This window comes from Aquimarina rubra (assembly GCF_042684305.1).
Classification (GTDB): Bacteria; Bacteroidota; Bacteroidia; order Flavobacteriales; family Flavobacteriaceae; genus Aquimarina; species Aquimarina rubra.
Map to the genome: position 1 here is coordinate 764,920 of NZ_JBHULE010000019.1, position 24,265 is coordinate 789,184.

Genomic DNA, 24,265 nt, shown 5'->3' on the forward strand with positions numbered 1-24,265 from the left:
TCCCTACTCCTCTTGGTTTGACATTAGTTTTGTATTTTGGTTTGCTAAAATTTAAATTAATTCAAAACGTACACATACACATGCCACTAGTAACACCTTTATCCGCTGATCACGATTTAGAAACCAAAGAATTGGCCGAATTCTTTAATGAAACCTTAGGCTTCTGTCCTAATTCTGTTTTAACCATGCAGAGAAGACCAGCCATTTCTAAAGCGTTTATCAATCTCAATAAAGCAGTAATGGCTAATGAAGGTCGCGTGACCTCAGCCTTAAAACGTATGATTGCCTGGGTAAGTAGTAATGCTACAGGCTGTAGGTATTGCCAGGCTCACGCAATTAGAGCAGCAGAACGCTACGGAGCAGAACAAGAACAATTAGATAACATCTGGGAATATAAAACACATCCTGCGTTTAGTGATGCTGAGCGTGCCGCCCTTGATTTCTCGCTTGCTGCATCTTTAGTTCCTAACAATGTAGATGAAGCTATCAAAACAGAACTTTATAAATACTGGGATGAAGGTGAAATAGTAGAAATGCTTGGCGTTATTTCCTTATTTGGATACCTAAACCGCTGGAATGATTCTATGGGAACTACTGTAGAAGAAGGAGCCATAGAGTCCGGAGAGCAATATCTTGGCAAACACGGTTGGGAAAAAGGAAAACACGTTTAATTTTATAGATCGTTGGATTAATTAGACGGTTAGATATTAGATCAGACCTCACAGTCCGCCGAGGCGGACTGTGAGGTCTTTTTTTTATTCCTTCTCACACAGCAATAATCTTCTCCCTCACAGCTTTAATAATCAACCCGGCTGTGTTTTTTACCTCTAACTTCATCATCAAATTTTTACGATGTCCTTCTATAGTTCGTACACTCAGAAATAGTTCTTCGGCAATTTCTGCCGTAGTATATTCTTTCGTGACTAATTCCAATACTTCTAATTCTCTTGAGGTAAGATGATAGTCTTTGCCAATTGCAGGAGGTTTGGCTGATTTGTTTTTCAATCCTTTTAATAATGCCTGAGAAACAAAAGGGTTAAAATAAAATCCTTTTTCACACACGGATCGTATTGCATCTTCCAACTCTTGTTGATTGGTGTCTTTTAAAAGGTATCCATTAGCTCCGACCTCCATCAAGTAGGATATCATTCGCTCTTCTTTATGCATCGTAAGTATAATCACTTTCATATCCGGATACAACTCTTTGACTTTTACCGTTGCATCTACTCCGTTCATTTCTTCCATCTCCAGATCCAGTAGTATTACATCAGGAACGACGTTGTTTAACTTCGTTAAAAGATCCTTGCCGCTTACTGCTTCCAGTACAAGCTGAATATTTTTCATTTTATCTAATAACGATTTGATACCTTCCCGAAATAAATTATGATCGTCTACCAATCCTAGTTTAATAATCTCCATGGTTTTTTTATTTAGGTTGTTAAGAGTGCTTACTGTGGTATTTCTAGCCGGACTTTCATTCCTGATTTTTCTTCCAGAAAACTTATGGTTCCGGATAAAACAGATAACCTGCTTTCGATGTTTTTTAGTCCTAATCCTTTTCTGAATTGAAGTTGTTTTTCATCTAATCCTTTTCCATTATCCTCATACACAATAATCAGTTTCTCATCCTGATTTTTCATTTCAATTTTTATGGTAGAAGCTTCTGCATGTTTAAGGGTATTGGTAATTAACTCCTGAATTATTCTATATAGATTTAGTTCTTTTGTTTTAGCTATATGCTGTGTCGTATTATTTACAAAAGAAATTTTGATTTTTCCGGAATCTCGTACCGTTTGCACCAAGCTATCAATAGCTTCCAGAAACCCTAACTTCTCTAACACCACTGGTCTTAAATCCTGAGAAATACTCCGCACACTGTGAATCATATCATCAAAAAAACCACTGATTTTATTTGCTATTGTTGTTAATTCTTCTGGTGCTAATTCTGGTGTTATCTGGCCAATATATAGCTTCGTTGTAGTTAACATAGCTCCTACGTCATCGTGTAACTCTTTAGCTATTCTGCTACGTTCTTCTTCCTGGCTCTGGATAGATGTTTTTAGCAATTCTTTCTGATAGTCTGACTCTGCTTTTTGATGTCTTTTTTGTTGCCCCAGTAATCTTCGCTGATAGATAATAAAAAACACAATCACCGATAGTGACAGTAAAAAAATCACGACCATACCGATGATGATGATCTTTAGTGTTATAGCTTCTTCGGATTCACCCATAAAGCAGTGATATAAAATAGCATTAGTACTATGTTTACAATAGCATGAAGTCCCCAAACCAAATAACTTGCTTCAGTAGACCCTTTGAACATATTGTTATTAATAAAAAACAGTATTAAGTTACTCGAAAAATAAATTAAAAAACCAGAATTGATCCAAAACATGGGGTTCGTTTCTAAAGCACTATATTTTACTTCCTTTAATAAGGCATAGAAGTAACTCAGTGCCAAAAATATCACCACAACTCCTAACAATGTTGTTACGTTAGAATTAAAGGTATTTAAATCCTGAAAAAACAGTGTATTCACCACTGCAAATACTGTAAAAGCAACGCCCAGAATAATGAAAAACCATTTTGAGAATATTTTGGATAATACTACTCGGTATATATTGATAATCAATAAAAACTCTATGATTGCATAAAAATGATACAATGGCAGGTTATTAATTTTTTGATACCATAATATGTTCGCAATAAACTCAACTACAAAAACCACTACAAGTAAGTAAACTAGTTTTAGTTGTATTTTATGTAATGATTTAAACTTGAATATCGATAATACTAAAGGTATAACAACTATGAAAGATGAAATGCTACCTAAAATATCAAAAAACTCTGGACTCATCAATTACTTAATTAGAGTTGGGTGGACAAGTAGGTGGACAGGGTTTAGAATATTCAATAAAAATCTCTTCATTATCAAATTCTACTAAACCATGTCTTGATATCACCTCAGTTAATACCTTGGTATCAGGAACAATTCCTATTACCGGAGTAAATGAGATCATATTTCGATGTTGAAACTTGTTCATATCGACACCTGGATACATAATAAATCTCGAAATATTATCCTGTAAGGTGGTATTAAAAAGCTCCAGCACCATATCACTGCTAACATTAAAAAAGTTAACTCTGGTTAATGCCCTTGTTCTCTCGTCTTTTGCCACAAAAAGATCATCGATTAAATTATCTTCTACACTATTCCAATTGGCCAAAATCATTTCCTTAAATATGCCTGGCACAATGGTTCCTCCATCATTTACATTTGCAGCTATTGGCACTTTTGGTTTTTGATATTTAGCTTCTAAAGTAAACCAGACTTCATTACCGGCACTTCCATACTTAATATTTATGATTGGGTGAAAAGTGAATTTATTTTTATCCTCATCTTCCAGACTCATGTAAATTCTAATGCTTTTAATATCCTTAAGGGTATTTAAGGTCTTAATATCATCTGTATTCATCTCAAAAAAATTCGTGCGAGAATAATGACTAGTAGAAGTTTTATTATCAATATTTAGTCGCTGAAAATGTCTAGCTAATAGTAATACTTCTTCTTCCTGCCATCTCGTTATGCTATCCGACTGCTCCTTTGTAATTAGCTGTTTTTGTTCTAGTGCTTGTTCCATTTGTGTGAATATTTATTACGTTAAATTGGTTTGTTCCTTAAAGCTAAGCAAAAAACACTTTGGTAACTAATAATGGGCAGATTAACAGGTAATAACCCTGAAAAAACACGTATTTACCACGTGTTTATATTTCTAACATTTAGAGCCAATCATTTAACAAATAGGTAATTCTACTATGCAAATGGGGAAAATACGTGGTTTTGAAAACAGAAACTTATACGCTATTGAAATACAGGTGGTTACATTAATTTTGAGTGTAATTAAAATAAACCATTAGAAGAGTAGCTACTTTTTTGATTACATCGGCGGATTCGAAAAGCCTAATTATAAATAGAGTAGAAGTTTAAAAAACAAATCATGGAATTAAAAGAAGCAGTATTGTCTCACTTAGACGCAAAACAAACAGGATCTATTCTTATTAGATGCGAAGGAGGATATGTAGCACGATTTACACTTTCTTACAAACTGAATGGTAAGGAATTTAGTAAGCATTCAGGAGATATCTCGCTAGGAGTAAACAAGTCAGAAACTATTCCGGAAGGCGCCACTTCTATCTATCTGAAGGTTGAAGAAAACTGGGCATTTGGTTGGTCTACGATTTTTACCAAGACATATGACAAACCAGTTACAGAATGCTATAAGGTGTACGGTACAACACTGGATCCTAAATATGCTAAAATTTCTTGTTAGTAAATTAATATGTTTTCAAAAAACGAAGCATTATTTTATGAATAAACAACCTGAATTTATCAGTTCGGGTTGTTATTTTTTAAAGTAATACCGAAAACTTTTCCAGAGAAGATATACACTCATCAAAATGATAAATATAGCCCATATCCAATAAGTGCCAATCGTATTTTCTGCAATAGCCTGCGTGTCTGAAATCTGAATCGCGCCATCTCTTTCGAACTGTTTTGTAAACAAATAGTCTAACTGAAGATAGGTGCTTAATACAGATTGCAAGCCTAAAAACAAGATCACAACAACCTCTAACTTTCTACTTTTGAATAGTGTAATCACAAACAAAAACACCGCAAAACAACTCATTACTGCAATTCCCCAAAAAGATCTAATCCATAATAATAGGGAAAGTATCATAATGCCTATTAATATCCTAAGTGCAATCATAGAGCTTCTATGAGATTTTGCCGAAACAATCAATAATGCTCCCACAATTGCAGGACCTAATAATCCACCTGCGGCTACCAATGCATTACCCATAAATGCTGGTAAATAGCTTCCTCCTAAGTGATAATAGGCAACACCTCCACCATTTTCATAAATCTCTAAATACTCAAAACTTCCTCCTGCTAACAAGGCCGTCAGTCCGTGGCCCATTTCGTGAAACCATGTTCCCAGCAATCGAAAAGGATATTGAAACCATCCGAAATACGGTAACTGCCATAGTACCACAACTACTAAGGCAACAACTATTATTGTATAATCAAAACGTTTAGAGATACCTGTAATTTTTAAATTCGTTTAGCGTCTTTAAAACAAACCAAAATACGTAATTTTATGGCTCAAAAAATTATCCATTATGAATGCTTCAATCCATAAATATCTTTTTATTATTCTGACTTGTTTTCTAACTATAGGTATTCATGGCCAGGAAAAAGTTACAGAAGAAAAGAATATTTTTATAGATAAGCAAAACCTTACTGATTATAATCAGATGCCTGTTTATACTCCGGAAGCTAAATCCAAAATGCCTGTTCATGATCCAAATTATGAATTAGACAAACAAATTAATTTTGCTCTTATTAATGATACAAAAAAAGAAGAAGTCCTAATAACTGCTAACCTAAATACTGATCCTTTTTCTTCTTTACTCATAAATCCCGGACAACAATTATCATTAGGCGAGATTGCTAAAAAGCTTAAGGAACATAAATAAAATTGTGTTTACTTATTAATTAGTGGTGGTGATCAGTTATAAAAGCCTATTAGTCAATGCTGTCCCTGTAAAAGATATCCCACTCCATCCTGTTTTCATAAAATTACGAATGTTCTGATGATCCGTTCCTTCAGGATTTCCCAGAACATCTTTATAATACTTTCCAAAACAATGTAATGTTTCTTCTTTAGTTAGGTTTTGCAATTTTGCAAAAGAAAACAACTTACAAGAACCAGAATTTTGCCCAGCTTCATTGGTTATATTTCCATTAACAAAAGATACAGGTTCAAAACTGTAATGAGCATCTATGATATCCATTGTATTCTGAAATGTAACTTCTTCTGGAGTGTTTCTAAGTTTTTTAATAAAGTCTGATACGTCCATATATTATTTTTTACCTCCAACTACAATAACTATCTCTCCTTTGGGAGGTTTATTTTCAAAATGAGACAGTACTTCTTTTGCAGTTCCTCGAACCGTTTCTTCGTGAAGCTTACTTAATTCTCTTGACACAGAAACCAATCTATCATCTCCAAAATATTCTACAAAATTTCCTAACGTTTTTATGAGCTTATGAGGTGATTCATAGAAAATCATGGTTCTGGTTTCTTCTGCCAATAGTTGTAATCGGGTTTGTCTTCCTTTTTTTACCGGAAGAAACCCTTCAAATACAAACTTGTCATTTGGCAAACCACTATTAACCAAAGCCGGTACAAATGCAGTTGCTCCAGGCAAACATTCTACTTCGATATTATTTTCTACACAAGCTCTCGTTAATAAAAATCCAGGATCGCTTATGGCCGGCGTTCCTGCATCACTTATTAGTGCAACCGTTTCACCACTTTGTAATCTTCTGATAATGCTTTCTGTAGTTTTATGTTCATTATGCATATGATGACTTTGCATGTGTGTCATAATTTCATAATGTTTCAGCAATTTACCACTAGTGCGGGTATCTTCGGCTAAAATTAGATCGACTTCTTTGAGTACTTTAATAGCTCTAAAAGTCATGTCTTCCAGATTACCAATCGGAGTGGGAACTAAGTATAATTTAGACATGTATTAAGGTCTTACTTTTTTACCGGTTGTATATGATATGATCAGGAATATCAATCCTAAAGCAGCAAATAATCCTTCTCCATCATCTTTCATGTAATGAGCGGTATAGGCTAATACCATATCGAAAAAGAATCCTGCATACGCCCATTCTTTTAACCACTTTATTTTATTGGTAAGGATCACAATGATTCCTACTATTTTAGCAATCGCCAAAGGTATTACTAAATAGGTTGGGTAATCCAGATTTTCAAAAAATCCTCTTACCATTTCAGTATTAAAAAAATACATTTGTGCAGAAAATAACATAATTCCACACATCGCTACTGTAGCAACCCAATAAATAATCTTCATATATCTTGTTATTACTTTATTTCTTGAAGACTTAGTGATCAAAAAGAACTAATCCTTACCTAGAATTCGTATTTATTGGTTACAATTTCCATAAAACGCTCTTCATATTCCTCTTTTCCTACCCAATTATTATAATCTGGTTTTACCATGTTTTTAATAAACTGTCGCGCTCCACTTTTACTATTCAGTGTATTCAGTTGTGAAAGCACGCGGTTATAATCTGTGGAACTTCCATCAAACAAATGTTTTATGAAAGCCAGGCGATCGTTAAGCCCAATATTAATACCTTTTTTTAATTGATCGTTCAGTGATTTTGGTTTTTCATCTACATCATTAATCTTATCCAAAATAGGCATACTTTGAGGTGCTGATCCTATTTCTTCTTTATCATTTTTTTCATATACCGGTTCAGATAACAAAACATTTTCTTCTGTAAATTTAGGAACGGGAACAAAAAGATCTTCGGTTACCTTCTCATTGATTTTTTCAATAACAATTTCAGGTTTTTGCTCCTCAATTTCTTCTACAGGTGGTTCAATCGTTTTGTTTCCAAGGTTAAACATGGTTTCAGAAACCTCTTCTACTTCCGGCTCTTCATCAAGACTAATAATCGGTTTAGGTTGTACCTTCTTAATAGGTTCCTCTTCAATCTCGATAGTATTTTGTTCTTCTAAAGAACTTCTAATCTGCCCAATAGTTGGTTGGTTATCTGCAAAATGAGATTCAGCAAAATTTAAAATACTTAATTTTTCATATAATTGTCTCGCATCTTCTTGCAACTGTTGTAGAGTGGATCGATCCTTACCTTGTAATATTTTATGTGCAATGCTTATAAGCTCTGCTTCCAATTTCTTCTTCATAACTTTCTTGTTCGTTTGGGCTATGCTTTTTGTTTTTTAATAAATTTACCTCATCTTTAGAGCAATACCAAATAATATAGTGAAATGTGAGATGGTTTCATCTATCGTTATAAAACTCATTTGGTATTAAAGGAGTAGGGTTTCTTTTAATTGATGCTGAAAAATACAAAATGTTTCTCGAAAATACGGTAAATCATAAAGAGCAATTTGGGTGGATAGAAGTAATCTGTGGTTCGATGTTTTCGGGTAAGACCGAAGAATTGATCCGTAGACTGAAACGTGCACAGTTTGCCAAACAAAAAGTTGAAATTTTTAAACCAGCCATCGATGTGCGTTATGATGACGAAATGGTAGTTTCTCACGATGCTAATGAGATTCGTTCTACTCCGGTTCCAGCAGCGGCTAATATTAGAATTCTGGCGGATACCTGTGATGTTGTAGGCATCGACGAAGCACAATTTTTTGATGATGAGATCGTAAGTGTTTGTAATGATTTAGCCAATAAAGGTATTCGTGTTATCGTTGCAGGATTAGATATGGATTTTAAAGGAAATCCTTTCGGACCGATGCCGGCACTAATGGCCACTGCAGAATATGTAACCAAAGTTCATGCTGTTTGCACACGAACCGGTAATCTTGCTCAGTTTAGTTTTCGAAAATCAAAAAAAGATGATTTGGTATTACTTGGAGAAACCGATGAGTATGAACCCCTAAGTCGTGCCGCTTATTATAAGGCTACATTAAAAGAAAAAGTAAAAGAAATAGAGGTAACTGATCCTAAAGAATTATCTAAAAATTCTGAAAAACCTAATGAGTAGTGTAAAAGAAACCGTTCTGGAAATTAATCTGGCGCATCTTACTCATAATTATAACTATTTAAGAAGTAAGCTAAAACCAGAAGTTAAACTATTAGCTGTAGTAAAAGCTGCAGGTTATGGAAGTGATGCTGTAGTTATGGCAAAGCATTTGGAAAGAATTGGAGCAGATTATTTTGCTGTTGCCTATGTTTCTGAAGGAATTGCTTTACGAGAAGCGGGAATCACAACTCCCATCCTCGTACTACATCCCCAACCTATAAATTTTTCATCGCTAATAGACTATCGCCTGGAGCCCAGTTTATATAGTCCGAGGATTTTAAGAGAGTTTATAAAAGTTGCTGTAACTAAAAAACAAAAAGGATATCCTGCACATATAAAGTTCAATACCGGATTAAACCGAATAGGTTTTTGGGAGAATGATGTAGATTACATCATGGATCACTTAAACAAAACTGACAGCGTCAAAATACAATCGCTATTCTCTCATCTTGCGGCAAGCGAGGATCATAATGAAAAAGAGTTTACGCTAAACCAGATCAACTCATTTAAGAAGACTGCTTCAGAAATGATTGCAAAATTGGGTTACACACCAATGCTACACCAATCGAATACTTCAGGAATACTAAACTATCCCGAAGCCCATTTTGATATGGTTCGAACCGGAATCGGCTTATATGGATATGGTAACGAAGTAATTTATGATAAGGAATTAAAACCGGTAGCATCTTTAAAATCAATTATCTCCCAGATCCATATGTTAGAACCCGGAGAAACTCTGGGGTACAACAGAGCTTTTAAAGCAGATGGCTATACCAAAACGGCAACTATACCAATCGGACATGCTGATGGTATCGGAAGACAATACGGAAACAAAAATAGCTTTGTCACCATACATGGTAAAAAGGCTTACATAATCGGTAATGTATGTATGGACATGATTATGATAGACATCACGGATATTGATTGTAAAGAAGGCGACGAAGTAATTATTTTTGACAATACATCTTCTGCAGCGATAATCGCCGAAGGTGCGGGTACCATTTCTTATGAGCTCCTTACGGCAATCTCTCCGAGAGTAAAACGCGTTATTATCGATAATAATTGATGTTCATCGAAAAACAAGGTTTTTAAGACTTCAATAATTATCCACTTGTTTCTTAATTTTTGTTAAATTAGTAGCATACTAATTATCTAAATTTAATAAAATGGGATTTTTTAAAGATTTTAAGTCTTTCTTGATGAAGGGAGATATTGTAAGTCTTGCTACTGCGGTAATCGTAGGTGGGGCTTTTGGTAAAATTGTAACTTCTTTTACAAACGATGTTTTGATGCCTCCTATTGGCTTATTGTTAGGAGATGTTAATTTTACAGAGCTTAAGTTTGCGCTTACCGAAGCTTCAGTTAATGAAGCTGGAGAAGCAATAGCACCAGTAACAATAAATTATGGAAATTTTGTTCAAACAGTAATCGATTTCATAATTATTGGTTTCTGTATTTTTATGGTTCTAAAAGCATATGAAAAAAGCCAGAAAAAGAAAGAAGAAGCCCCTGCTGCACCAGCTGGTCCTACTCAGGAAGAGTTATTAGCTGAAATCAGAGATTTACTTAAAAAATAAAATCTCGCATATCAAATGAATTATCTATAGCTACCGCTATACTACATATTCTAACTAAACCGCTCTATAAACAGAGCGGTTCTTTTTTACAAAATGTTTAATATATAACAAAATGTTTAAATTGATATTATTTCTGAAAAAATCATTCTCCTTATAGAAATAATCAGCACATTTGCTGGAATTTAAAAACAAAGACCGATTTTTGTATTGTCAAAAGTCAATAATAAATAAAGCAGATGAAAGTAGCTGTTGTAGGTGCCACTGGATTAGTAGGCACAGTAATGTTAAAAGTATTAGAAGAACGTAATTTTCCGGTAACGGAATTAATTCCTGTAGCCTCAGAAAGATCTGTAGGTAAGAAAATATCTTATAAAAATCAGGAGTTTACCGTAGTTGGATTAGCTACAGCTATAGAAATGCAACCTGATGTAGCATTATTTTCTGCAGGAGGAAGTACTTCTGAAGAATGGGCTCCTAAATTTGCAGATGCAGGAATTACAGTAATTGATAACTCTTCGGCTTGGAGAATGGATCCAACTAAAAAGTTGGTGGTACCAGAAATCAATGCTAAAGATTTAACAGCAGAAGATAAAATTATTGCCAATCCTAACTGTTCCACAATACAACTAGTGATGGCATTAGGACCGTTACACGAAAAATATAGGATTAAGCGTGCTATCATTTCTACTTATCAATCCATTACAGGCACTGGTGTAAAAGCCGTACAACAGTTGGAAAATGAATATGCAGGTGAAAAAGGAGAAATGGCGTATCCGTATCCAATACATCGCAATGCTATTCCGCACTGTGATGCATTCCAGGAAAATGGATATACTAAAGAAGAAATGAAGCTAGTGAATGAAACTCAGAAAATTCTGGATGATCGTACGATAGCTGTTACAGCTACTGCCATTCGAATTCCCGTTGTTGGAGGACATAGCGAGAGTGTAAATCTTGAATTTGAAAATGAATTTCAGGAAAATGATATTCGCCAAATTTTGAATGCTACTTCTGGAGTTACTGTACAAGATAACCCGGATACAAATACCTATCCAATGCCAATTTATGCAGAAGGAAAGAATGATGTTTTTGTAGGTAGAATTAGAAGAGATCACTCGAGAGAAAATGCACTTAATATGTGGATCGTATCAGATAATCTTCGTAAAGGAGCTGCTACCAATGCCGTTCAGATTGGAGAGTATCTTGTAGAAAATAAATTAATCGGCTAAATAACCAACCTTTATTACAAAACCCTTGTCATCATAAAAGGATAACAAGGGTTTTTTCTTTATTTACATTTTACAAATTAGCATTACTCTCTAACCTTAGGAACATATATGTGCTTTCCTAAAAATAATGCATTCAGAAATAGACGGTTAGTTCCGTACCAAGAACCTCTAAAATTAGGGTTATCCGCAAAAAGGATTACTCTACCACTTCCTATAGCACTCACTAGCAGTGAAGCTGATGGCCTTAAATAATTCTCATAATTATCCGTGGATACGAATCCATCAATATGAGGATCTTCTGTATATTTTGCCACGGTAGCGTATGGGTTCTTACTAGGAGCCATAAATACCTCATTATTCTTATACACAGGTAGTGAAGCATCTCGATATCCAAAACCTAATGGATGGGTAATATCAAGATCTACTTCAAAAATTGCACCTCCTACACGTTCTCGTCCTATATTTTCTCTTGCATCCACGTATGGCAATCGTTTTACTGTTTTATTCTTCACTGTATCTTTTTCTTTTTTGATGAGCTTCTCTTTTACCACTTTCTTATCAATAACCCACTTCGAAGCATTTGCAATAGTGACCAGCGTATTTCCGTGAGACACCCATTCCTTTATTTTTTTCTGTTGAAGAGAATCTAACTGTTGATATCCACCGGACACCATCACTAAAGTGTTATATTCTTTTAAAGGAGCCCTATTAAACATGCTCATTCTTAACTTAGTAATAGGCATATGAACTCGGGTATCCAGTAAATGCCATACCTCTCCTGCCTCATATGAATTAACCCCATCGCCAATCAACAACAGTGCCTTGGGAGTGTCTAACTTTCTAAAATTACCACTTCCTAAATCAATTCCAGAGGTACTAAATCCAGTATTGGTACTAAAAACAGGAACGTTAAACTTTTCCTGTGCATCTTTAACTATTGCAAATACTTCGTCACTGGTTTTTTTCTGCTTGCTGACCGGAATCAAAACACTTCCATAATTAAAACCTTTATTTCCTGCGGAAGTTTTAATACTAAATGGCTTAAAGCCCGAAGCTACAAGTAATCCTTTGGATTGCATATAATACAGAGCAGCCGGTGCATTATAATCATCCCAATCCATGATATAAGCATAATCCGATTTTGAAACCTTTGTAATATCCACAACACCTGCTGTAGAAGTGACTTCTTCTTCTAAACTTAATGATTTAAGTCCCTTATACTTCATGTTATAAAAATTGGCAACACTCCAGGCTGAAGCATCATAAAAAACGCTATCTCTATATTTATTGTAGGTTTCGAAGATTGTTTGAACCATTCGCTTTTGAGGTTGTTTTACAGGTACTACATATCGATCTCCCTTTTTATATACCTTGATTTTATGAAGCAATAATTTATCAATAAATGCTTTATTTCTATTCTGATCATAAGCATCTCCAAACTCATAACCTGCAATGGTATTCTTTGCTACATTAGTTACTGCAGATTTAAAAAAGTTTTGTTGATACTTGCGGAGTGTTTCTTTATTTTCGACAGCGGCTTTTATCGTAGCTATACTAGAAACATACTGATTACGAATTGTAAAAGGAAACGAGATGGTTCCATAATCTGTGTCCTGTAAATGTCCTCTGGAACTAGCTTGTTCAAACAATAAAGCCAATGCACCCTGTAAATCAGGATAGGATGAACCATAACCGGGATAAGTTCCATCAAAAGCCTCTTTGGTAAAATAAAAAGATCCTATATTGTTCAAAGCATTCGAAAAATAAGGAGCAAACAAATTATTTAAATCTTCATAATTCTCCTTGGGCATAATCGGATCCTGCGAGCCAATGGGCTTCATCGGTTCAAAAAAATACGTGCTATTGGTTCCCATTTCGTGAAAATCCGTTACTACATTTGGATACCATTCATGATACCAAGTCAATTTTCCACGACTTTCCGGATGGATACCTAATAACCAATCTCTATTCAGATCAAACCAATAATGATTCGTTCGGCCACGAGGCCATCCTTCATTATGTTCAGCGTCATAATTGTCACTCACCAATGGATTCCCTTTAAACTGATTAGCCCATTGTGTATGTCTGTCACGACCATCTGGATTTATCGTGGGGTCAATAAACACAATTGCATTCTCCAGATATGTTTTTATTTCAGGACTATTTGACGCAACCAAAGCATATGCCGTTAGCATCGCCGCTTCAGAACTGGAAGGTTCATTACCGTGCACGTTGTATCCCAGTTGAACGAAAATTGGGAGCTCATTATAGTTTGACGGAGTAATTGAGGGGTTTGTATATTTTAAATGCTGTTCTTTCAGCCTAGAAAGACCCTTTACGTTTTCAGGTGTAGAAACAGTAAGTATAATCAACTTTCTATTCTCATGGGTTTTACCATAGCTTTCAATGGATGCCCTTTCGGATAATTCAGCAAGTTTTGCAAAGTATGCCACGATTTGATCATGCCGTGTATGTTGTTCCCCTATTGGATACCCAAGAAACTCTTCAGGTGATGGAATTTTGTCGTCAAAAGGAGTCTTATCTTTTAGAAAATAATCTTGTCCAATAAGAGGTGTCGTCGTAAATAAATAGATAAAAGAAGTGAGTATCAGAAGTTGTGTGAGCTTCATTATTTTGATATTAAAAGTTAAGTCAATTAGTTATTTCTCAGTAGGTGTAAGATATTTTTTTAACTCCGGTTTTGAGCAACATTTGTAAGGTTTTTAACATTTGCCCTTCTAATACACCACTTAATCATAAAAAAATAAAACAATGAATACTAAATTGATATTAGCATTAAGGGTTCTATTAGGAATCTTATTAATCGTTTTTGGAAGTAACAAGTTTATAGGTTTTTTACCAGATTTTGAATTTGCCAATCCAGACGCAGGGATATTCTTTGGTGCATTAGCAGGAAGTTACATCCTTAAAACCGTTGGATTGATCGAAGTAATCGTCGGGCTTTTATTAGTCACCAAAAAAGCAGTACCATTTGCTTTAATCCTAATGGCACCTATTTCGGTAAATATAATCTTGTTTCACGCGACTCTTGATCCGGCAAATATTGGTCCCGGTGCATTCGTTTTTCTGGTAAATGCATTCTTAATTTATGCCAATTGGAATACTTTCAAAAACCTATTTTAACAGGCTGGTCACATAAATTTACTGGTATAAAAGTAAAATTTTTCGTTTCTTAGGGGACGGAAAATTCCGACTGCTCTACACAAACGATCAGCAGAGTTGCTAAACCCCAAAGCAACACTATAAATGTGTAATAACCATATGATCGTTGTTGGAGCAGTTTTTTTATACTTTCTTTAGCATACTGAATTTACTACTTTTAATAGATTTGTGAGTTAGCAAATGGAGTCTTGCTAAAAATAATTTACCCACAAAATTTAACTCATCATGAAAAAAACACTTTTAATCCTATTTTTGATCTCGTTTATCATAGGATGCAAAAAAGAAACGAAAATAGAAACTGCTAAAACTATAATTCCATTGAATTACCCTGAAACTAAAAAAGTAGATACTGTAGATACTTATTTTGATATAGAAGTCAAAGATCCTTATCGTTGGCTAGAGGATGATCGCAGCGAAGAAACTGAAAACTGGGTTACCGCACAAAACAAAGTTACTTTTGGATATCTGGATAGTATCCCGTTTAGAGATCAGCTAAAAAAACGATTATCTAGTTTATGGAATTATGAAAAAGTTGGTGCCCCTTTTAAAGAAGGTGACTATACATATTTTTATAAAAACGACGGATTACAAAACCAATATGTAATCTATAGATTTAAAAACGAAGGTGATGAACCAGAAATATTTTTAGATCCTAATACTTTTAGTGAAGATGGAACAACTTCTCTTGGAGGATTGAGTTTTTCTAAAAATGGAAAATTACTTGCCTATTCAATTTCTGAAGGTGGAAGTGACTGGAGAAAAGTAATTGTTAAAAATGCAGAAACCAAAGAAATTATTGAGGACACACTTGTAGACATTAAATTTTCGGGAATGTCCTGGAAAGCAAATGAAGGTTTCTATTACTCTAGTTATGATAAACCAAAAGGAAGTGAGCTCTCGGCTAAAACAGACCAACATAAAGTATACTATCATAAACTAGGAACTCCCCAAAAAGATGATGCCTTAATTTTTGGAGGCACTCCTGAAGAAAAACATAGATATATAGGTGGCCGCGTTACAGAAGATGATAAATACTTAATTATTTCGGCAAGCACCTCTACATCAGGAAATAAACTATTTATTAAAGATCTTAGCAAACCAAATAGCAAATTGGTTACTATTCTGGATAACACAGATAGCGATACATATGTTATCGAGAACGTGGGTTCTAAACTATATCTGGTTACTAATTTAAATGCTCCAAATAAAAAAATTGTAACAGTAGATGCGGCTAACCCAACCCCAGAAAACTGGAAAGATTTTATTCCTGAAACCGAAAATGTATTAAGTCCTAGTACCGGTGGTGGTTATTTCTTTGCAGAATATATGGTCGATGCGGTATCCAAAGTATTGCAATATGATTATGATGGAAAATTAGTGCGTGATGTAGATTTACCGGGAGTAGGAAGCGTAGGAGGTTTTGGAACCAAAAAGGAAGAAAAGGAATTATATTATTCTTTTACAAATTATAAAACTCCTGGAAGTATCTACAAATATAACATTGCAGAAGGTACTTCAGAATTATATCGCAAGCCAAAAATTGATTTCAATCCAGAGGATTATGAAAGCAAACAAGTTTTCTATAACTCTAAAGATGGCACTAAAGTTCCTATGATTATTACTCATAAAAAAGGTATAGAACTTACAGGTAAAAATCCTACTATATTGTATGGATATGGTGGATTTAATATCAGTCTTACACCTTCTTTTAGTATTGCTAACGCAGTATGGATGGAGCAAGGTGGTATCTATGCCGTTCCTAACTTAAGAGGTGGTGGAGAATACGGTAAAAAATGGCATGATGCCGGAACAAAAATGCAAAAGCAAAACGTATTTAATGACTTTATCGCTGCCGCAGAATATCTTATTGAGAATAAATACACTTCTAGTGAATACTTAGCCATTAGAGGAGGATCGAACGGAGGATTATTAGTAGGAGCAACCATGACACAACGTCCAGACCTAATGAAAGTAGCACTACCTGCCGTTGGCGTACTCGATATGTTACGTTATCATACATTTACAGCAGGAGCCGGTTGGGCATATGACTACGGTACTGCACAAGATGATAAACAAATGTTCGAATACTTAAAAGGATATTCTCCTGTACATAACGTAAAAGAAGGTGTAAAATATCCGGCTACTTTAGTTACAACAGGAGATCATGATGACCGTGTTGTACCAGCACACTCCTTCAAATTTGCTGCAGAATTGCAAGCAAAACAAAGTGGTTCTAACCCAACATTGATAAGGATCGAAACCAACGCAGGACACGGAGCTGGTACCCCCGTAGCTAAAACAATCGAACAATACGCTGATATTTTTAGCTTTACGCTATTCAATATGGGGTATGAAGTATTACCGGAACAAGTAAATGATGAGATAAAAGGATAATTGTTCTATCATTAAAATTAAACCCAGTTTATACATTGAAAAATCTATTCCGTGTCTAAACTACTGTAAAATATACCGTTTCACTACATTTTAAAGTTTCACCATAGCGGTGCTATGCTAAAACTTGGAAAATATCATATTTTATGGCACTTTCGACACTCATAACGAAGTTCCAATGCATAAACTGGGTTAAAAGATCCGTTTTCTGAAAAGAGACGGATTTTTTTGTTGAAGTTATTTATATTTGAAATATGCTTACAGTTCAAAATGTTTCCTTCGCTTATGATACCGTTCCGGTTTTAAAAGATATCAGTTTTACTATTGAAAAAGGGCAGCATATTGCGCTGATTGGAGCCAGCGGTTGCGGCAAAAGCACTTTACTAAAGATCATTTATGGTCTTCTGGATGTAGATCAGGGAACACTGTTTTGGGATGATCAAAAAATATTAGGACCTGCTTATAATTTAGTTCCCGGACAAGAAAACATGAAATACCTTTCTCAGGGATTTGAATTGCAATCCTACAGAACTGTGGCAGAAAACATAGGTCAATTTCTTTCCAATTTCGAACCAGAGCTAAAAGCAGGTAGAGTTAACGAACTTCTGGAAATAGTAGAAATGATTCCATTTGCTGATACTAAAGTTGAAAACCTAAGTGGTGGCCAAAAACAAAGAGTCGCATTGGCAAAAGTGCTTGCAAAAAGACCTGAATTACTGCTGTTGGATGAACCTTTTGGAAATATTGATAATTTTAGACGCAGCTCTTTACGCAGAAACCTCTTTGCTTATTTAAAAAGAAATAAGATCACAAGTATTACGGCAACCCACGATAAAACAGATATATTATCCTTTGCAGAAGAAACAATTGTGATTCATAAAGGAGAAATCATCATAAAAGGAAACACACATACTATCTATAAAAATCCTGAAAACTACTATATCGCTTCTCTATTTGGGGAAGTAAATGAATTGCCTATTTCAAATTTTTTATCGGATGGTGATAGCGACAAAACTGTTTTATTATATCCTCACGAGTTACAGATAGATGCACATGCAAATCTAAAAGCTACAGTGAAGAAATCTTATTTTAATGGAAATCACTTTCTAATTGAAGCTGTTTTTAACAATCGAGTAATCTTCATAGAGCATCCAAATGCTTTGCAGGATTCAGAAGAAATTGGGATCCACGTTTCTAAAGAAATTATTGCCTCAAGAAGTTAAACCAAGAAGTTAATATAATATCATTTCTAAGAGAATAAACTATCACTTTTAGAAATCTGTTTTGCCTGTTTATACGAAAGCTCATTCTTTCTCTACGGATTCTATTTCTTGTTCATCCAATTCACTTCATTGAAATACTTTTGTAGTTGGTAGATTCAGTAAACCTCATTAATGAATACTAACTTTTAAAACCAACAACTATGAAACGTAAATTATCTATTTTAAACATTTTGGTAATTTTCTTTACTGCTAACTTAATGTTCGCACAACAATGGAATCCAAGACCTGGCTGGAAAGACAGTTTTGAAGCCAACGGTTTTTGCTGGTGTGATTCTTCTAATTTTGATCACAATCTGGGTAGCAAAACCTTAAGCATTAACGGTACTGATTATAATATTAAAGATGTCTGTGATGAATTAAAAAAGCATCCACTTCATAGAAATTTTAGAGATGGAGATCCTCCATATAATGATATCCAATGTGGTAATGGACCTGTTAATGATGCTCCTGATGAAGCCGGATGCCCTGGGAGAGTTGATCTGGGACCGGCCGGATGTAATCAAATAGGACCAAGATTTGATATGGATTGGTTAAGATCCAGACCTCGCTTTGGAGGAAATGATGGTGGTGGAAATAATACTGGACCTAACACTTCTTTTATAACTCCATCAAATAACGCTACTTTTTCTGCTCCTGCCACGCTGGAAGTTACGGTTACTGCAACAGACAGCGATGGTGTTAGTAATGTACGCCTATATCTTAATAATTCTTTTATAAGACAAGAAAACTTTTCTCCTTATAATTGGAATCAAAATAATCAAGATGATGCTCTTAAAAATCTACCTGAAGGAAGTTATACATTAAAGGCAGAAGCTACAGATAGCAAAGGAGCCAAAACAACAAAATCTATTTCATTTACTGTAGGAGATGGTGGAGGAAATAACGGTTTAGTGACAATATTAGGGCAAAGCATTAATAAATACGTAAGTTCTGAAGGTGGAACCAGAACCATGCAAGCCAACCGAAACTCTGTAGGAACAGGCGAGCAATTTATTGTTGAATCTGCTGGAAATGGAACGGTAAGCTTTAAGGGAAGTAATGGCAAATATGTTAGTTCAGAAAATGGTAATAAGCCTATGAACTGTAATAGAAACGCTGTTGGATCTTGGGAAAAATTTAGATTAGAATCCCTTGGTGGAGATCTTTATGCCATAAAAGGAAATAACGGAAAGTACGTAAGTCATGAAAATGGTAATAAGGCTATTAACTGCAATAGAAATGCCATTGGGTCTTGGGAAAAATTTATTGTCAAAGGTTTAGACATCAACAGGTTAAATGAATTGGTTAAAGAGAATACCGAAGAATATTCTATTGGTGTGTATCCAATGCCCATTACTTCCGATGATGTTAGTATCTCTATTTCTATGTCTAAGAAAGTAATGTATTCTTCTATTGAGATTATTGATCTAAAAGGAAATATTATAGCGAAGAAAAACATCGGCGCTATGGAATCTGGCACTAAATCAATTTCATTAAATGACATGAAAAAAGGTATGATTTCAAGCGGGCTTTACATCATTAAAGTACGATTAGATGATACAGTAATAACCCAAAAGATAGCAAAACAATAATGTGTTCTTAGAAGTTCTACCCTATAAGAAAAGCGGATGATCATGTTTGATCATCCGCTTTTCTTATTCTTCTTTATATTTCTCTAATTTCATTTCTTCACCATCAAAAACGGCATAGGTATAATGAACAATCCAATCTCCAAGATTGGTGTAGTTAGAATTGTCATTCAGCTTAATTTCCATGGGTAAGTGTCTATGACCAAAAACAAAATAGTCGGTATGTTTTGTCTCCAGTTTTCTTTTACAATATTGTACAAGCCATTCATTATCCTCTCCTAAAAAAGTAACATCTTCATCACCAGAAATCAATTTGTTTTTTACAGAAAGGTATTGTGCTAGTTTTACTCCTAAATCTGGATGTAACCATCTAAAAAACCATTTAGCAACAGGATTGGTAAACACTTTTTTCATGCGTTTGTATCCTTTATCTCCTGGTCCTAAACCATCTCCATGACCAATAAGAAATGTAGTGTTGTTAAAAGTGAATTCCTGAGGTTTATGAAATACCGGAATGTTCAATTCTTCTTCAAAATAACCATTCATCCAAAGATCATGGTTCCCCACAAAATAGTACACAGGAATACCAGCATCCGTAATCTCTGCCAGTTTCCCTAAAGTTCTGGTAAACCCTTTTGGCACCACTGTTTTATATTCAAACCAAAAGTCGAAAAGATCTCCTAACAAAAAAATAGCTGCTGCATCTTCTTTAACTTCATCCAACCATTTTACGAACTTTTGCTCTCTTGGAAAACTCTTCTCGGTAGTAGGAGCTCCTAAATGGTTATCGGATGCAAAATATATCTTTTTGCCTTCTGGAAGATTTATCGGTTTCATGTACGTTATTAGATACTAAAAAGTCAAAACTTATTTTTAATCATTATCCGATGCATACCACTCTGCAAAAGAGGTCTCGGTTTCCTGAAGTTTCAAAGAATGTAGTAATATGTTCTCCGGAAGTCGAGCTCTAATTTTTTTGGCAAAATCAATCACCATATTTTCACTTGTAGGTTGATAATCTACTAGTATCACATTATGCCCTCTCTGCTCTAATTCTTTAGCCAACTCTACATGTGGTGTATTTTTATTAAAGACGGTTGCGTGATCAAAGACATCTTCTATATCTTCTTTTACTATTTTCTTAAGGTCACCAAAATCAATTACCATTCCTAATTTTACGTGAGAAGTATCTGTAATAGGGTTTCCAATAACAGTAACACTTAATTTATAACTATGACCGTGTACGTTTTTACACTTACCGTCATAACCGTATAATGCATGACCGGTTTCAAAAGAAAACTGTTTGGTGATTCTGATTTTACTCATTTCTTGCTTTAAAACTTTCTACAAAGTTAATGAACATTATCTTCTCTTTCTTTTATTATAAAAGTAAACTACCACCAATATGATTCCCATAATCAGGAATAATCCATTGCCTCCTAAAAAATTGAGTATATCCATATCTTATTTTTTAAATTTTTTTAATGCTTCTTTGGTAACCGTTGAAAGTACCAATTCTCCGGATACTGCTGCTCTTTCTGTCAATAATTGATCCCAGTGTTCTGTTCCTTTCCAGTTTACCTGCTTCATTGCTTGTATTGCATTAGGATTATAACTTGCTACTTTCTCTGCAAAGAACTGAACTTCTTTATCCAACTCAGAAATGGTTTCAAATACTCGGGCATATAATCCTTGTTCTTTTGCCCAATATGCGTTTTTCCATTGAGATGCATCCCACGCTAACGCTTCAAATGCCGCCAAACCTATTTTCCTGGAAACTGCCGGCTCTATTACAAATGGTCCGATGCCAATGGTTAGCTCACTTAATTTGATAGAAGCTGCTTCTGTTGCCATACAGTAATCACAAGCCGAAGCCAACCCTACTCCTCCACCAACTGTTTTTCCTTGTATTCTGCCAATGATTGGTTTTTTACATTTCCGCATGGCGTTAATCACATTAGCAAATCCCGAAAAGAATCTTTCCCCCTCTTCAAGATTAGAAACTGATATTAATTCATCAAAAGAAGCTCCTGCACAAAAAGCTTTTTCTCCTTCCGATTTTAGAACAATAACATACACAGAAGGATCAGCAGATAATGTATTAAAAGTGTTAGCTAATCTCTCTAGTAACTCAGACGGAAAAGAATTACTGGAAGGATGCCCAAACTCTACAGTGGCAATATGATTTTCTGAATGTGTGTATAAACTTCCGTTTCTGCGGGTAGTAGCCATGCTATTAGATTTTTGTTAAAAATAGGCAATATTTTAGATTCAAAAATAAGATGTAATCACTCAGGATAAACAGGTGTTTTCACGTATTCATATTTTTTGATACATCTATTACTTTTAATGTATGGAAAAAAAGTATGTGGAAAAATTTAGATTAGTGACCGTATTGGTTTGTTTATATGTAATTATTGCAATGGTTATTATTAGAATTATATTCTAATAAATTGCTAAGGGGTAATACTTCTTTCTGAATTTAACCACTAAGGCCAATCCCCTGATTAACATCCAAACACTAATCGCAATCCATATTCCGTGCAGTTTCCAATCAAAATATCTCGCCAGTAATAAGGTAGGAATAAAACCAAGGAAAGTAGATCCCAATAACACATTTCGTAAAAAACCAGTCTCACCAAGTCCTTTGAATATTCCATCACCAACAAAAGCTAATGCATTAATAGGCAATGCTAGTATCACTAAATAAAAGAAACCTGTAAATATTGTTAGTACTTCTGGATCTTTTGTAAAAATTAAACCTAACTGTTCTGGAATCAGCAAAGAAAATCCTCCAAGAATACAAGCCACGGCAATTCCATATATATTAACTTTCTTTGACATGGAAACTAAGCTTTTATAATCTTTAGCGCCTAATAATCGTCCTCCTAGTATATTACCCGCACCACCGTATCCATCAATAAAAAAAGCAAAGAACAACCATAACTGTATCGCAATACTATGTGCTGCGATATAATTTGTTCCTATACTTGTTGCTTCTCTTACTGCCAGAAGTAATGTTGTATTTAATGCCAGTGAACGAATAAAAAGATTTCCACTCATTACTAAAAAGCGTTTCATTTCAGGATGCCATAGTTTTTCTAATCGTAATGATACCTCGGTTTTTTTCAACAATAAAATCAGAGATAATACCGCCATTAAAATTTGTGAAAATAAACTTGCCCAAGCAGCACCTTCAAGATACATGGGTTCTAAAATGCCTTCTATCCCATACACCAAAGCAAAATCCAAAACGATATTGGCCAGAACCCCAATAAGTGCAATAATCATTGGCCAAAACGTGTTTTGTAGTCCTCGAAAAATTCCAAAAACAGCAAACACAAACAATGACAAGGGAAATCCCCACACTCTAATACTGTAATATGAGATACAATACTCCAGCACCTGACCTTCTGCTTTTAGAAGTATGAAAATCTCTTTAATAAAGGGAACTGTAATAAGAAGAATCGTAATACTTAAGCCAATATTAAAAAGAATTGCCTGCGCAGGCAATGTCTTTACTTCATCAAGTTTTCCTGCACCTAAATATTGTGAAATGATTGCTGAGATAGCCGCACGAGTTTGTGCCAGTACCCATATCAACATAGATAGAAAAGATCCCACAATTCCTACTGCTGCCAAAGATTCTGTGCCGTTAACCGGTATGTTACCCACAATTGCGGTATCGGTTGCAGACAATACCGGTTCTGCAATTCCCGCGATGATTGCAGGAACTGCAAGACGGTTTATATTTTTAAAACTTATAACACTGCTCACAATAGTAGTTCATAACAATAAAAAGGATGCTCACTTTGCTTAGGGAAGAAAATATTTCCTAATTTCTTATATCCTCTGGTTTCATAAAATTTTTGATTTCTTTTATTTTGGCTAAACGTGTCGAGGCGAACAGACTGATAACCATTCTTTACGGCATTTGTTTCTGCCCAGCTCATCAATTGTTGTGCAAGTCCCTTACCCCAATAATCAGGATGCACTGCTAATCGATGTATATAAAGATTGTTTTGATTATCTGTTAACCATTGTACTGGAATGTATTCGTCATCCATCAATTCTGTAATCACTATAATTCCTTTGATCAGATGCTCTTCTTCCAAAATATATAACTCCTCTAGTTCGATATCTTTCTGAAATCGAGATCGAGTAGGATAGTCCTCATTCCATTGAAAAATTCCTTTTGCTATCATCGCTTTAGCGCAAGCCTGCGTTAATTTATGAATAGCATCTAAATCAGAAAGTAAAGCTTTACGAATCATATTTTTTTCAAATGCCAAAAATACGAACTATTCTTTCTCAGAAAAGCACTTGAAGTATATCAGGATATGATTTTATATAAACTTTAAGAAAAGAA

At 34.7% G+C, this 24,265-nt stretch carries 26 protein-coding genes; 11 read left to right on the forward strand and 15 right to left on the reverse strand.

All coding sequences use genetic code 11. The annotated features are described in order from the left end of the window. The first annotated feature begins 80 nt into the window (after nt 1-80). A complete protein-coding gene (locus ACFSR1_RS12020) occupies nt 81-671 on the forward strand; it encodes a carboxymuconolactone decarboxylase family protein (RefSeq protein ID WP_378292775.1) in 591 nt (196 codons plus the stop codon). 94 nt (nt 672-765) lie between these two features. Here ACFSR1_RS12020 and ACFSR1_RS12025 read toward each other — a convergent pair whose 3' ends face one another. From ACFSR1_RS12025 to ACFSR1_RS12040, 4 genes are read right to left on the reverse strand one after another with little or no spacing between them, the layout of a single operon-like run. Next, nucleotides 766-1,419 (reverse strand): response regulator, encoded by a 654-nt coding sequence (locus tag ACFSR1_RS12025; RefSeq protein WP_378292777.1) that lies wholly within the window; start codon nt 1,417-1,419, stop codon nt 766-768. A 29-nt stretch (nt 1,420-1,448) separates the two neighbouring features. Continuing rightward, nucleotides 1,449-2,231, reverse strand: a complete 783-nt coding sequence (locus tag ACFSR1_RS12030) for a sensor histidine kinase (RefSeq protein WP_378292779.1) — start codon at nt 2,229-2,231, stop codon at nt 1,449-1,451. Next, nucleotides 2,207-2,857 (reverse strand): hypothetical protein, encoded by a 651-nt coding sequence (locus ACFSR1_RS12035; protein ID WP_378292781.1) that lies wholly within the window; start codon nt 2,855-2,857, stop codon nt 2,207-2,209. Before ACFSR1_RS12035 ends, ACFSR1_RS12030 begins: the two co-directional genes overlap by 25 nt. Nucleotides 2,858-2,864: 7 nt before the next feature. Then, on the reverse strand, nt 2,865-3,641 hold the full coding sequence (locus ACFSR1_RS12040; RefSeq protein ID WP_378292783.1) for a hypothetical protein: 777 nt from the start codon (nt 3,639-3,641) through the stop codon (nt 2,865-2,867). Between the two features lie 357 nt (nt 3,642-3,998). Here ACFSR1_RS12040 and ACFSR1_RS12045 point away from each other — a divergent pair, with 357 nt between their 5' ends. Continuing rightward, nucleotides 3,999-4,331, forward strand: a complete 333-nt coding sequence (locus tag ACFSR1_RS12045; protein WP_378292785.1) for a hypothetical protein — start codon at nt 3,999-4,001, stop codon at nt 4,329-4,331. A 72-nt stretch (nt 4,332-4,403) separates the two neighbouring features. Here ACFSR1_RS12045 and ACFSR1_RS12050 read toward each other — a convergent pair whose 3' ends face one another. Beyond that, complete coding sequence (locus tag ACFSR1_RS12050) at nt 4,404-5,111, reverse strand: M50 family metallopeptidase (RefSeq protein ID WP_378294503.1); 708 nt, start codon at nt 5,109-5,111, stop codon at nt 4,404-4,406. A 70-nt stretch (nt 5,112-5,181) separates the two neighbouring features. Here ACFSR1_RS12050 and ACFSR1_RS12055 point away from each other — a divergent pair, with 70 nt between their 5' ends. Further along, nucleotides 5,182-5,538: a hypothetical protein gene (locus ACFSR1_RS12055; RefSeq protein WP_378292787.1), complete on the forward strand. Its 357-nt coding sequence runs from the start codon at nt 5,182-5,184 to the stop codon at nt 5,536-5,538. A gap of 36 nt (nt 5,539-5,574) precedes the next feature. On the opposite strand, the gene ACFSR1_RS12060 is transcribed toward ACFSR1_RS12055, so the two are convergent. Genes ACFSR1_RS12060 through ACFSR1_RS12075 form a run of 4 tightly spaced genes read right to left on the reverse strand, consistent with a single transcriptional unit; the run spans nt 5,575 to nt 7,808 of the window. Next, the gene (locus tag ACFSR1_RS12060; RefSeq protein WP_378292789.1) at nt 5,575-5,922 is read right to left on the reverse strand and encodes a HopJ type III effector protein; all 348 of its coding nucleotides are present in this window, start codon (nt 5,920-5,922) and stop codon (nt 5,575-5,577) included. 3 nt (nt 5,923-5,925) lie between these two features. After that, nucleotides 5,926-6,597, reverse strand: a complete 672-nt coding sequence (gene rsmI / locus ACFSR1_RS12065) for a 16S rRNA (cytidine(1402)-2'-O)-methyltransferase (RefSeq protein WP_378292791.1) — start codon at nt 6,595-6,597, stop codon at nt 5,926-5,928. A gap of 3 nt (nt 6,598-6,600) precedes the next feature. Continuing rightward, the gene (locus tag ACFSR1_RS12070) at nt 6,601-6,948 is read right to left on the reverse strand and encodes a DoxX family protein (protein WP_378292793.1); all 348 of its coding nucleotides are present in this window, start codon (nt 6,946-6,948) and stop codon (nt 6,601-6,603) included. 59 nt (nt 6,949-7,007) lie between these two features. Beyond that, complete coding sequence (locus ACFSR1_RS12075; RefSeq protein WP_378292795.1) at nt 7,008-7,808, reverse strand: hypothetical protein; 801 nt, start codon at nt 7,806-7,808, stop codon at nt 7,008-7,010. A 170-nt stretch (nt 7,809-7,978) separates the two neighbouring features. Here ACFSR1_RS12075 and ACFSR1_RS12080 point away from each other — a divergent pair, with 170 nt between their 5' ends. The 4 genes from ACFSR1_RS12080 (at nt 7,979) to ACFSR1_RS12095 (ending at nt 11,471) form a co-directional block, all read left to right on the forward strand. Continuing rightward, nucleotides 7,979-8,626: a thymidine kinase gene (locus tag ACFSR1_RS12080; RefSeq protein WP_378292797.1), complete on the forward strand. Its 648-nt coding sequence runs from the start codon at nt 7,979-7,981 to the stop codon at nt 8,624-8,626. Continuing rightward, a complete protein-coding gene (gene alr / locus ACFSR1_RS12085; protein ID WP_378292799.1) occupies nt 8,619-9,731 on the forward strand; it encodes an alanine racemase in 1,113 nt (370 codons plus the stop codon). The genes ACFSR1_RS12080 and alr overlap by 8 nt, the downstream gene beginning before the upstream one ends. 100 nt (nt 9,732-9,831) lie before the next feature. Beyond that, complete coding sequence (mscL, locus tag ACFSR1_RS12090; RefSeq protein WP_219011583.1) at nt 9,832-10,242, forward strand: large-conductance mechanosensitive channel protein MscL; 411 nt, start codon at nt 9,832-9,834, stop codon at nt 10,240-10,242. 236 nt (nt 10,243-10,478) lie between these two features. Continuing rightward, nucleotides 10,479-11,471 carry an aspartate-semialdehyde dehydrogenase gene (locus tag ACFSR1_RS12095; RefSeq protein ID WP_378292802.1) on the forward strand — a complete coding sequence of 331 codons (993 nt, stop codon included), beginning with the start codon at nt 10,479-10,481 and terminating at the stop codon, nt 11,469-11,471. Nucleotides 11,472-11,554: 83 nt separating this feature from the next. Here the strand turns inward: ACFSR1_RS12095 and ACFSR1_RS12100 are convergent, their stop codons facing one another. Next, nucleotides 11,555-14,101 (reverse strand): M14 family zinc carboxypeptidase, encoded by a 2,547-nt coding sequence (locus ACFSR1_RS12100; RefSeq protein WP_378292804.1) that lies wholly within the window; start codon nt 14,099-14,101, stop codon nt 11,555-11,557. A gap of 142 nt (nt 14,102-14,243) precedes the next feature. Between ACFSR1_RS12100 and ACFSR1_RS12105 the strand changes: the two genes are divergently transcribed. The 4 genes from ACFSR1_RS12105 (at nt 14,244) to ACFSR1_RS12120 (ending at nt 19,899) form a co-directional block, all read left to right on the forward strand. After that, nucleotides 14,244-14,615 carry a DoxX family membrane protein gene (locus ACFSR1_RS12105; RefSeq protein ID WP_378292806.1) on the forward strand — a complete coding sequence of 124 codons (372 nt, stop codon included), beginning with the start codon at nt 14,244-14,246 and terminating at the stop codon, nt 14,613-14,615. Between the two features lie 264 nt (nt 14,616-14,879). Next, nucleotides 14,880-17,048, forward strand: coding sequence for a prolyl oligopeptidase family serine peptidase (locus ACFSR1_RS12110; RefSeq protein WP_378292808.1), 2,169 nt, complete (start codon nt 14,880-14,882; stop codon nt 17,046-17,048). Between the two features lie 251 nt (nt 17,049-17,299). After that, complete coding sequence (locus tag ACFSR1_RS12115; protein WP_378292810.1) at nt 17,300-18,268, forward strand: ABC transporter ATP-binding protein; 969 nt, start codon at nt 17,300-17,302, stop codon at nt 18,266-18,268. 200 nt (nt 18,269-18,468) lie between these two features. Next, nucleotides 18,469-19,899 carry an Ig-like domain-containing protein gene (locus ACFSR1_RS12120; RefSeq protein ID WP_378292812.1) on the forward strand — a complete coding sequence of 477 codons (1,431 nt, stop codon included), beginning with the start codon at nt 18,469-18,471 and terminating at the stop codon, nt 19,897-19,899. Nucleotides 19,900-19,962: 63 nt separating this feature from the next. Here ACFSR1_RS12120 and ACFSR1_RS12125 read toward each other — a convergent pair whose 3' ends face one another. The 5 genes from ACFSR1_RS12125 to ACFSR1_RS12145 form a co-directional block, all read right to left on the reverse strand. Continuing rightward, nucleotides 19,963-20,724, reverse strand: coding sequence for a UDP-2,3-diacylglucosamine diphosphatase (locus ACFSR1_RS12125; protein WP_378294504.1), 762 nt, complete (start codon nt 20,722-20,724; stop codon nt 19,963-19,965). A 45-nt stretch (nt 20,725-20,769) separates the two neighbouring features. After that, nucleotides 20,770-21,222 (reverse strand): 6-pyruvoyl trahydropterin synthase family protein, encoded by a 453-nt coding sequence (locus ACFSR1_RS12130; RefSeq protein WP_378292814.1) that lies wholly within the window; start codon nt 21,220-21,222, stop codon nt 20,770-20,772. A 138-nt stretch (nt 21,223-21,360) separates the two neighbouring features. After that, entirely contained in the window at nt 21,361-22,128 is a 768-nt protein-coding gene (locus ACFSR1_RS12135; protein WP_378292816.1) for an enoyl-CoA hydratase/isomerase family protein, read from the reverse strand. Nucleotides 22,129-22,341: 213 nt separating this feature from the next. Continuing rightward, entirely contained in the window at nt 22,342-23,673 is a 1,332-nt protein-coding gene (locus ACFSR1_RS12140) for an MATE family efflux transporter (RefSeq protein ID WP_378292818.1), read from the reverse strand. Further along, nucleotides 23,670-24,170 carry a GNAT family N-acetyltransferase gene (locus ACFSR1_RS12145; RefSeq protein WP_378292820.1) on the reverse strand — a complete coding sequence of 167 codons (501 nt, stop codon included), beginning with the start codon at nt 24,168-24,170 and terminating at the stop codon, nt 23,670-23,672. The genes ACFSR1_RS12140 and ACFSR1_RS12145 overlap by 4 nt, the downstream gene beginning before the upstream one ends. Nucleotides 24,171-24,265: the final 95 nt, after the last annotated feature.

What these genes read in the sequence shown, in the direction of transcription:
- ACFSR1_RS12100 (WP_378292804.1), bottom strand. Translation starts at nt 14,101, where the DNA reads ATGAAGCTCACACAACTTCTGATACTCACTTCTTTTATCTATTTATTT.
- ACFSR1_RS12145 (WP_378292820.1), bottom strand. Translation starts at nt 24,170, where the DNA reads ATGATTCGTAAAGCTTTACTTTCTGATTTAGATGCTATTCATAAATTA.
- ACFSR1_RS12120 (WP_378292812.1), top strand. Translation starts at nt 18,469, where the DNA reads ATGAAACGTAAATTATCTATTTTAAACATTTTGGTAATTTTCTTTACT.
- ACFSR1_RS12075 (WP_378292795.1), bottom strand. Translation starts at nt 7,808, where the DNA reads ATGAAGAAGAAATTGGAAGCAGAGCTTATAAGCATTGCACATAAAATA.
- ACFSR1_RS12115 (WP_378292810.1), top strand. Translation starts at nt 17,300, where the DNA reads ATGCTTACAGTTCAAAATGTTTCCTTCGCTTATGATACCGTTCCGGTT.
- ACFSR1_RS12040 (WP_378292783.1), bottom strand. Translation starts at nt 3,641, where the DNA reads ATGGAACAAGCACTAGAACAAAAACAGCTAATTACAAAGGAGCAGTCG.
- ACFSR1_RS12060 (WP_378292789.1), bottom strand. Translation starts at nt 5,922, where the DNA reads ATGGACGTATCAGACTTTATTAAAAAACTTAGAAACACTCCAGAAGAA.
- ACFSR1_RS12020 (WP_378292775.1), top strand. Translation starts at nt 81, where the DNA reads ATGCCACTAGTAACACCTTTATCCGCTGATCACGATTTAGAAACCAAA.
- ACFSR1_RS12095 (WP_378292802.1), top strand. Translation starts at nt 10,479, where the DNA reads ATGAAAGTAGCTGTTGTAGGTGCCACTGGATTAGTAGGCACAGTAATG.
- ACFSR1_RS12110 (WP_378292808.1), top strand. Translation starts at nt 14,880, where the DNA reads ATGAAAAAAACACTTTTAATCCTATTTTTGATCTCGTTTATCATAGGA.
- ACFSR1_RS12070 (WP_378292793.1), bottom strand. Translation starts at nt 6,948, where the DNA reads ATGAAGATTATTTATTGGGTTGCTACAGTAGCGATGTGTGGAATTATG.
- rsmI (WP_378292791.1), bottom strand. Translation starts at nt 6,597, where the DNA reads ATGTCTAAATTATACTTAGTTCCCACTCCGATTGGTAATCTGGAAGAC.
- ACFSR1_RS12135 (WP_378292816.1), bottom strand. Translation starts at nt 22,128, where the DNA reads ATGGCTACTACCCGCAGAAACGGAAGTTTATACACACATTCAGAAAAT.
- ACFSR1_RS12025 (WP_378292777.1), bottom strand. Translation starts at nt 1,419, where the DNA reads ATGGAGATTATTAAACTAGGATTGGTAGACGATCATAATTTATTTCGG.
- ACFSR1_RS12130 (WP_378292814.1), bottom strand. Translation starts at nt 21,222, where the DNA reads ATGAGTAAAATCAGAATCACCAAACAGTTTTCTTTTGAAACCGGTCAT.
- mscL (WP_219011583.1), top strand. Translation starts at nt 9,832, where the DNA reads ATGGGATTTTTTAAAGATTTTAAGTCTTTCTTGATGAAGGGAGATATT.
- alr (WP_378292799.1), top strand. Translation starts at nt 8,619, where the DNA reads ATGAGTAGTGTAAAAGAAACCGTTCTGGAAATTAATCTGGCGCATCTT.
- ACFSR1_RS12045 (WP_378292785.1), top strand. Translation starts at nt 3,999, where the DNA reads ATGGAATTAAAAGAAGCAGTATTGTCTCACTTAGACGCAAAACAAACA.
- ACFSR1_RS12055 (WP_378292787.1), top strand. Translation starts at nt 5,182, where the DNA reads ATGAATGCTTCAATCCATAAATATCTTTTTATTATTCTGACTTGTTTT.
- ACFSR1_RS12035 (WP_378292781.1), bottom strand. Translation starts at nt 2,857, where the DNA reads ATGAGTCCAGAGTTTTTTGATATTTTAGGTAGCATTTCATCTTTCATA.
- ACFSR1_RS12080 (WP_378292797.1), top strand. Translation starts at nt 7,979, where the DNA reads ATGTTTCTCGAAAATACGGTAAATCATAAAGAGCAATTTGGGTGGATA.
- ACFSR1_RS12105 (WP_378292806.1), top strand. Translation starts at nt 14,244, where the DNA reads ATGAATACTAAATTGATATTAGCATTAAGGGTTCTATTAGGAATCTTA.
- ACFSR1_RS12030 (WP_378292779.1), bottom strand. Translation starts at nt 2,231, where the DNA reads ATGGGTGAATCCGAAGAAGCTATAACACTAAAGATCATCATCATCGGT.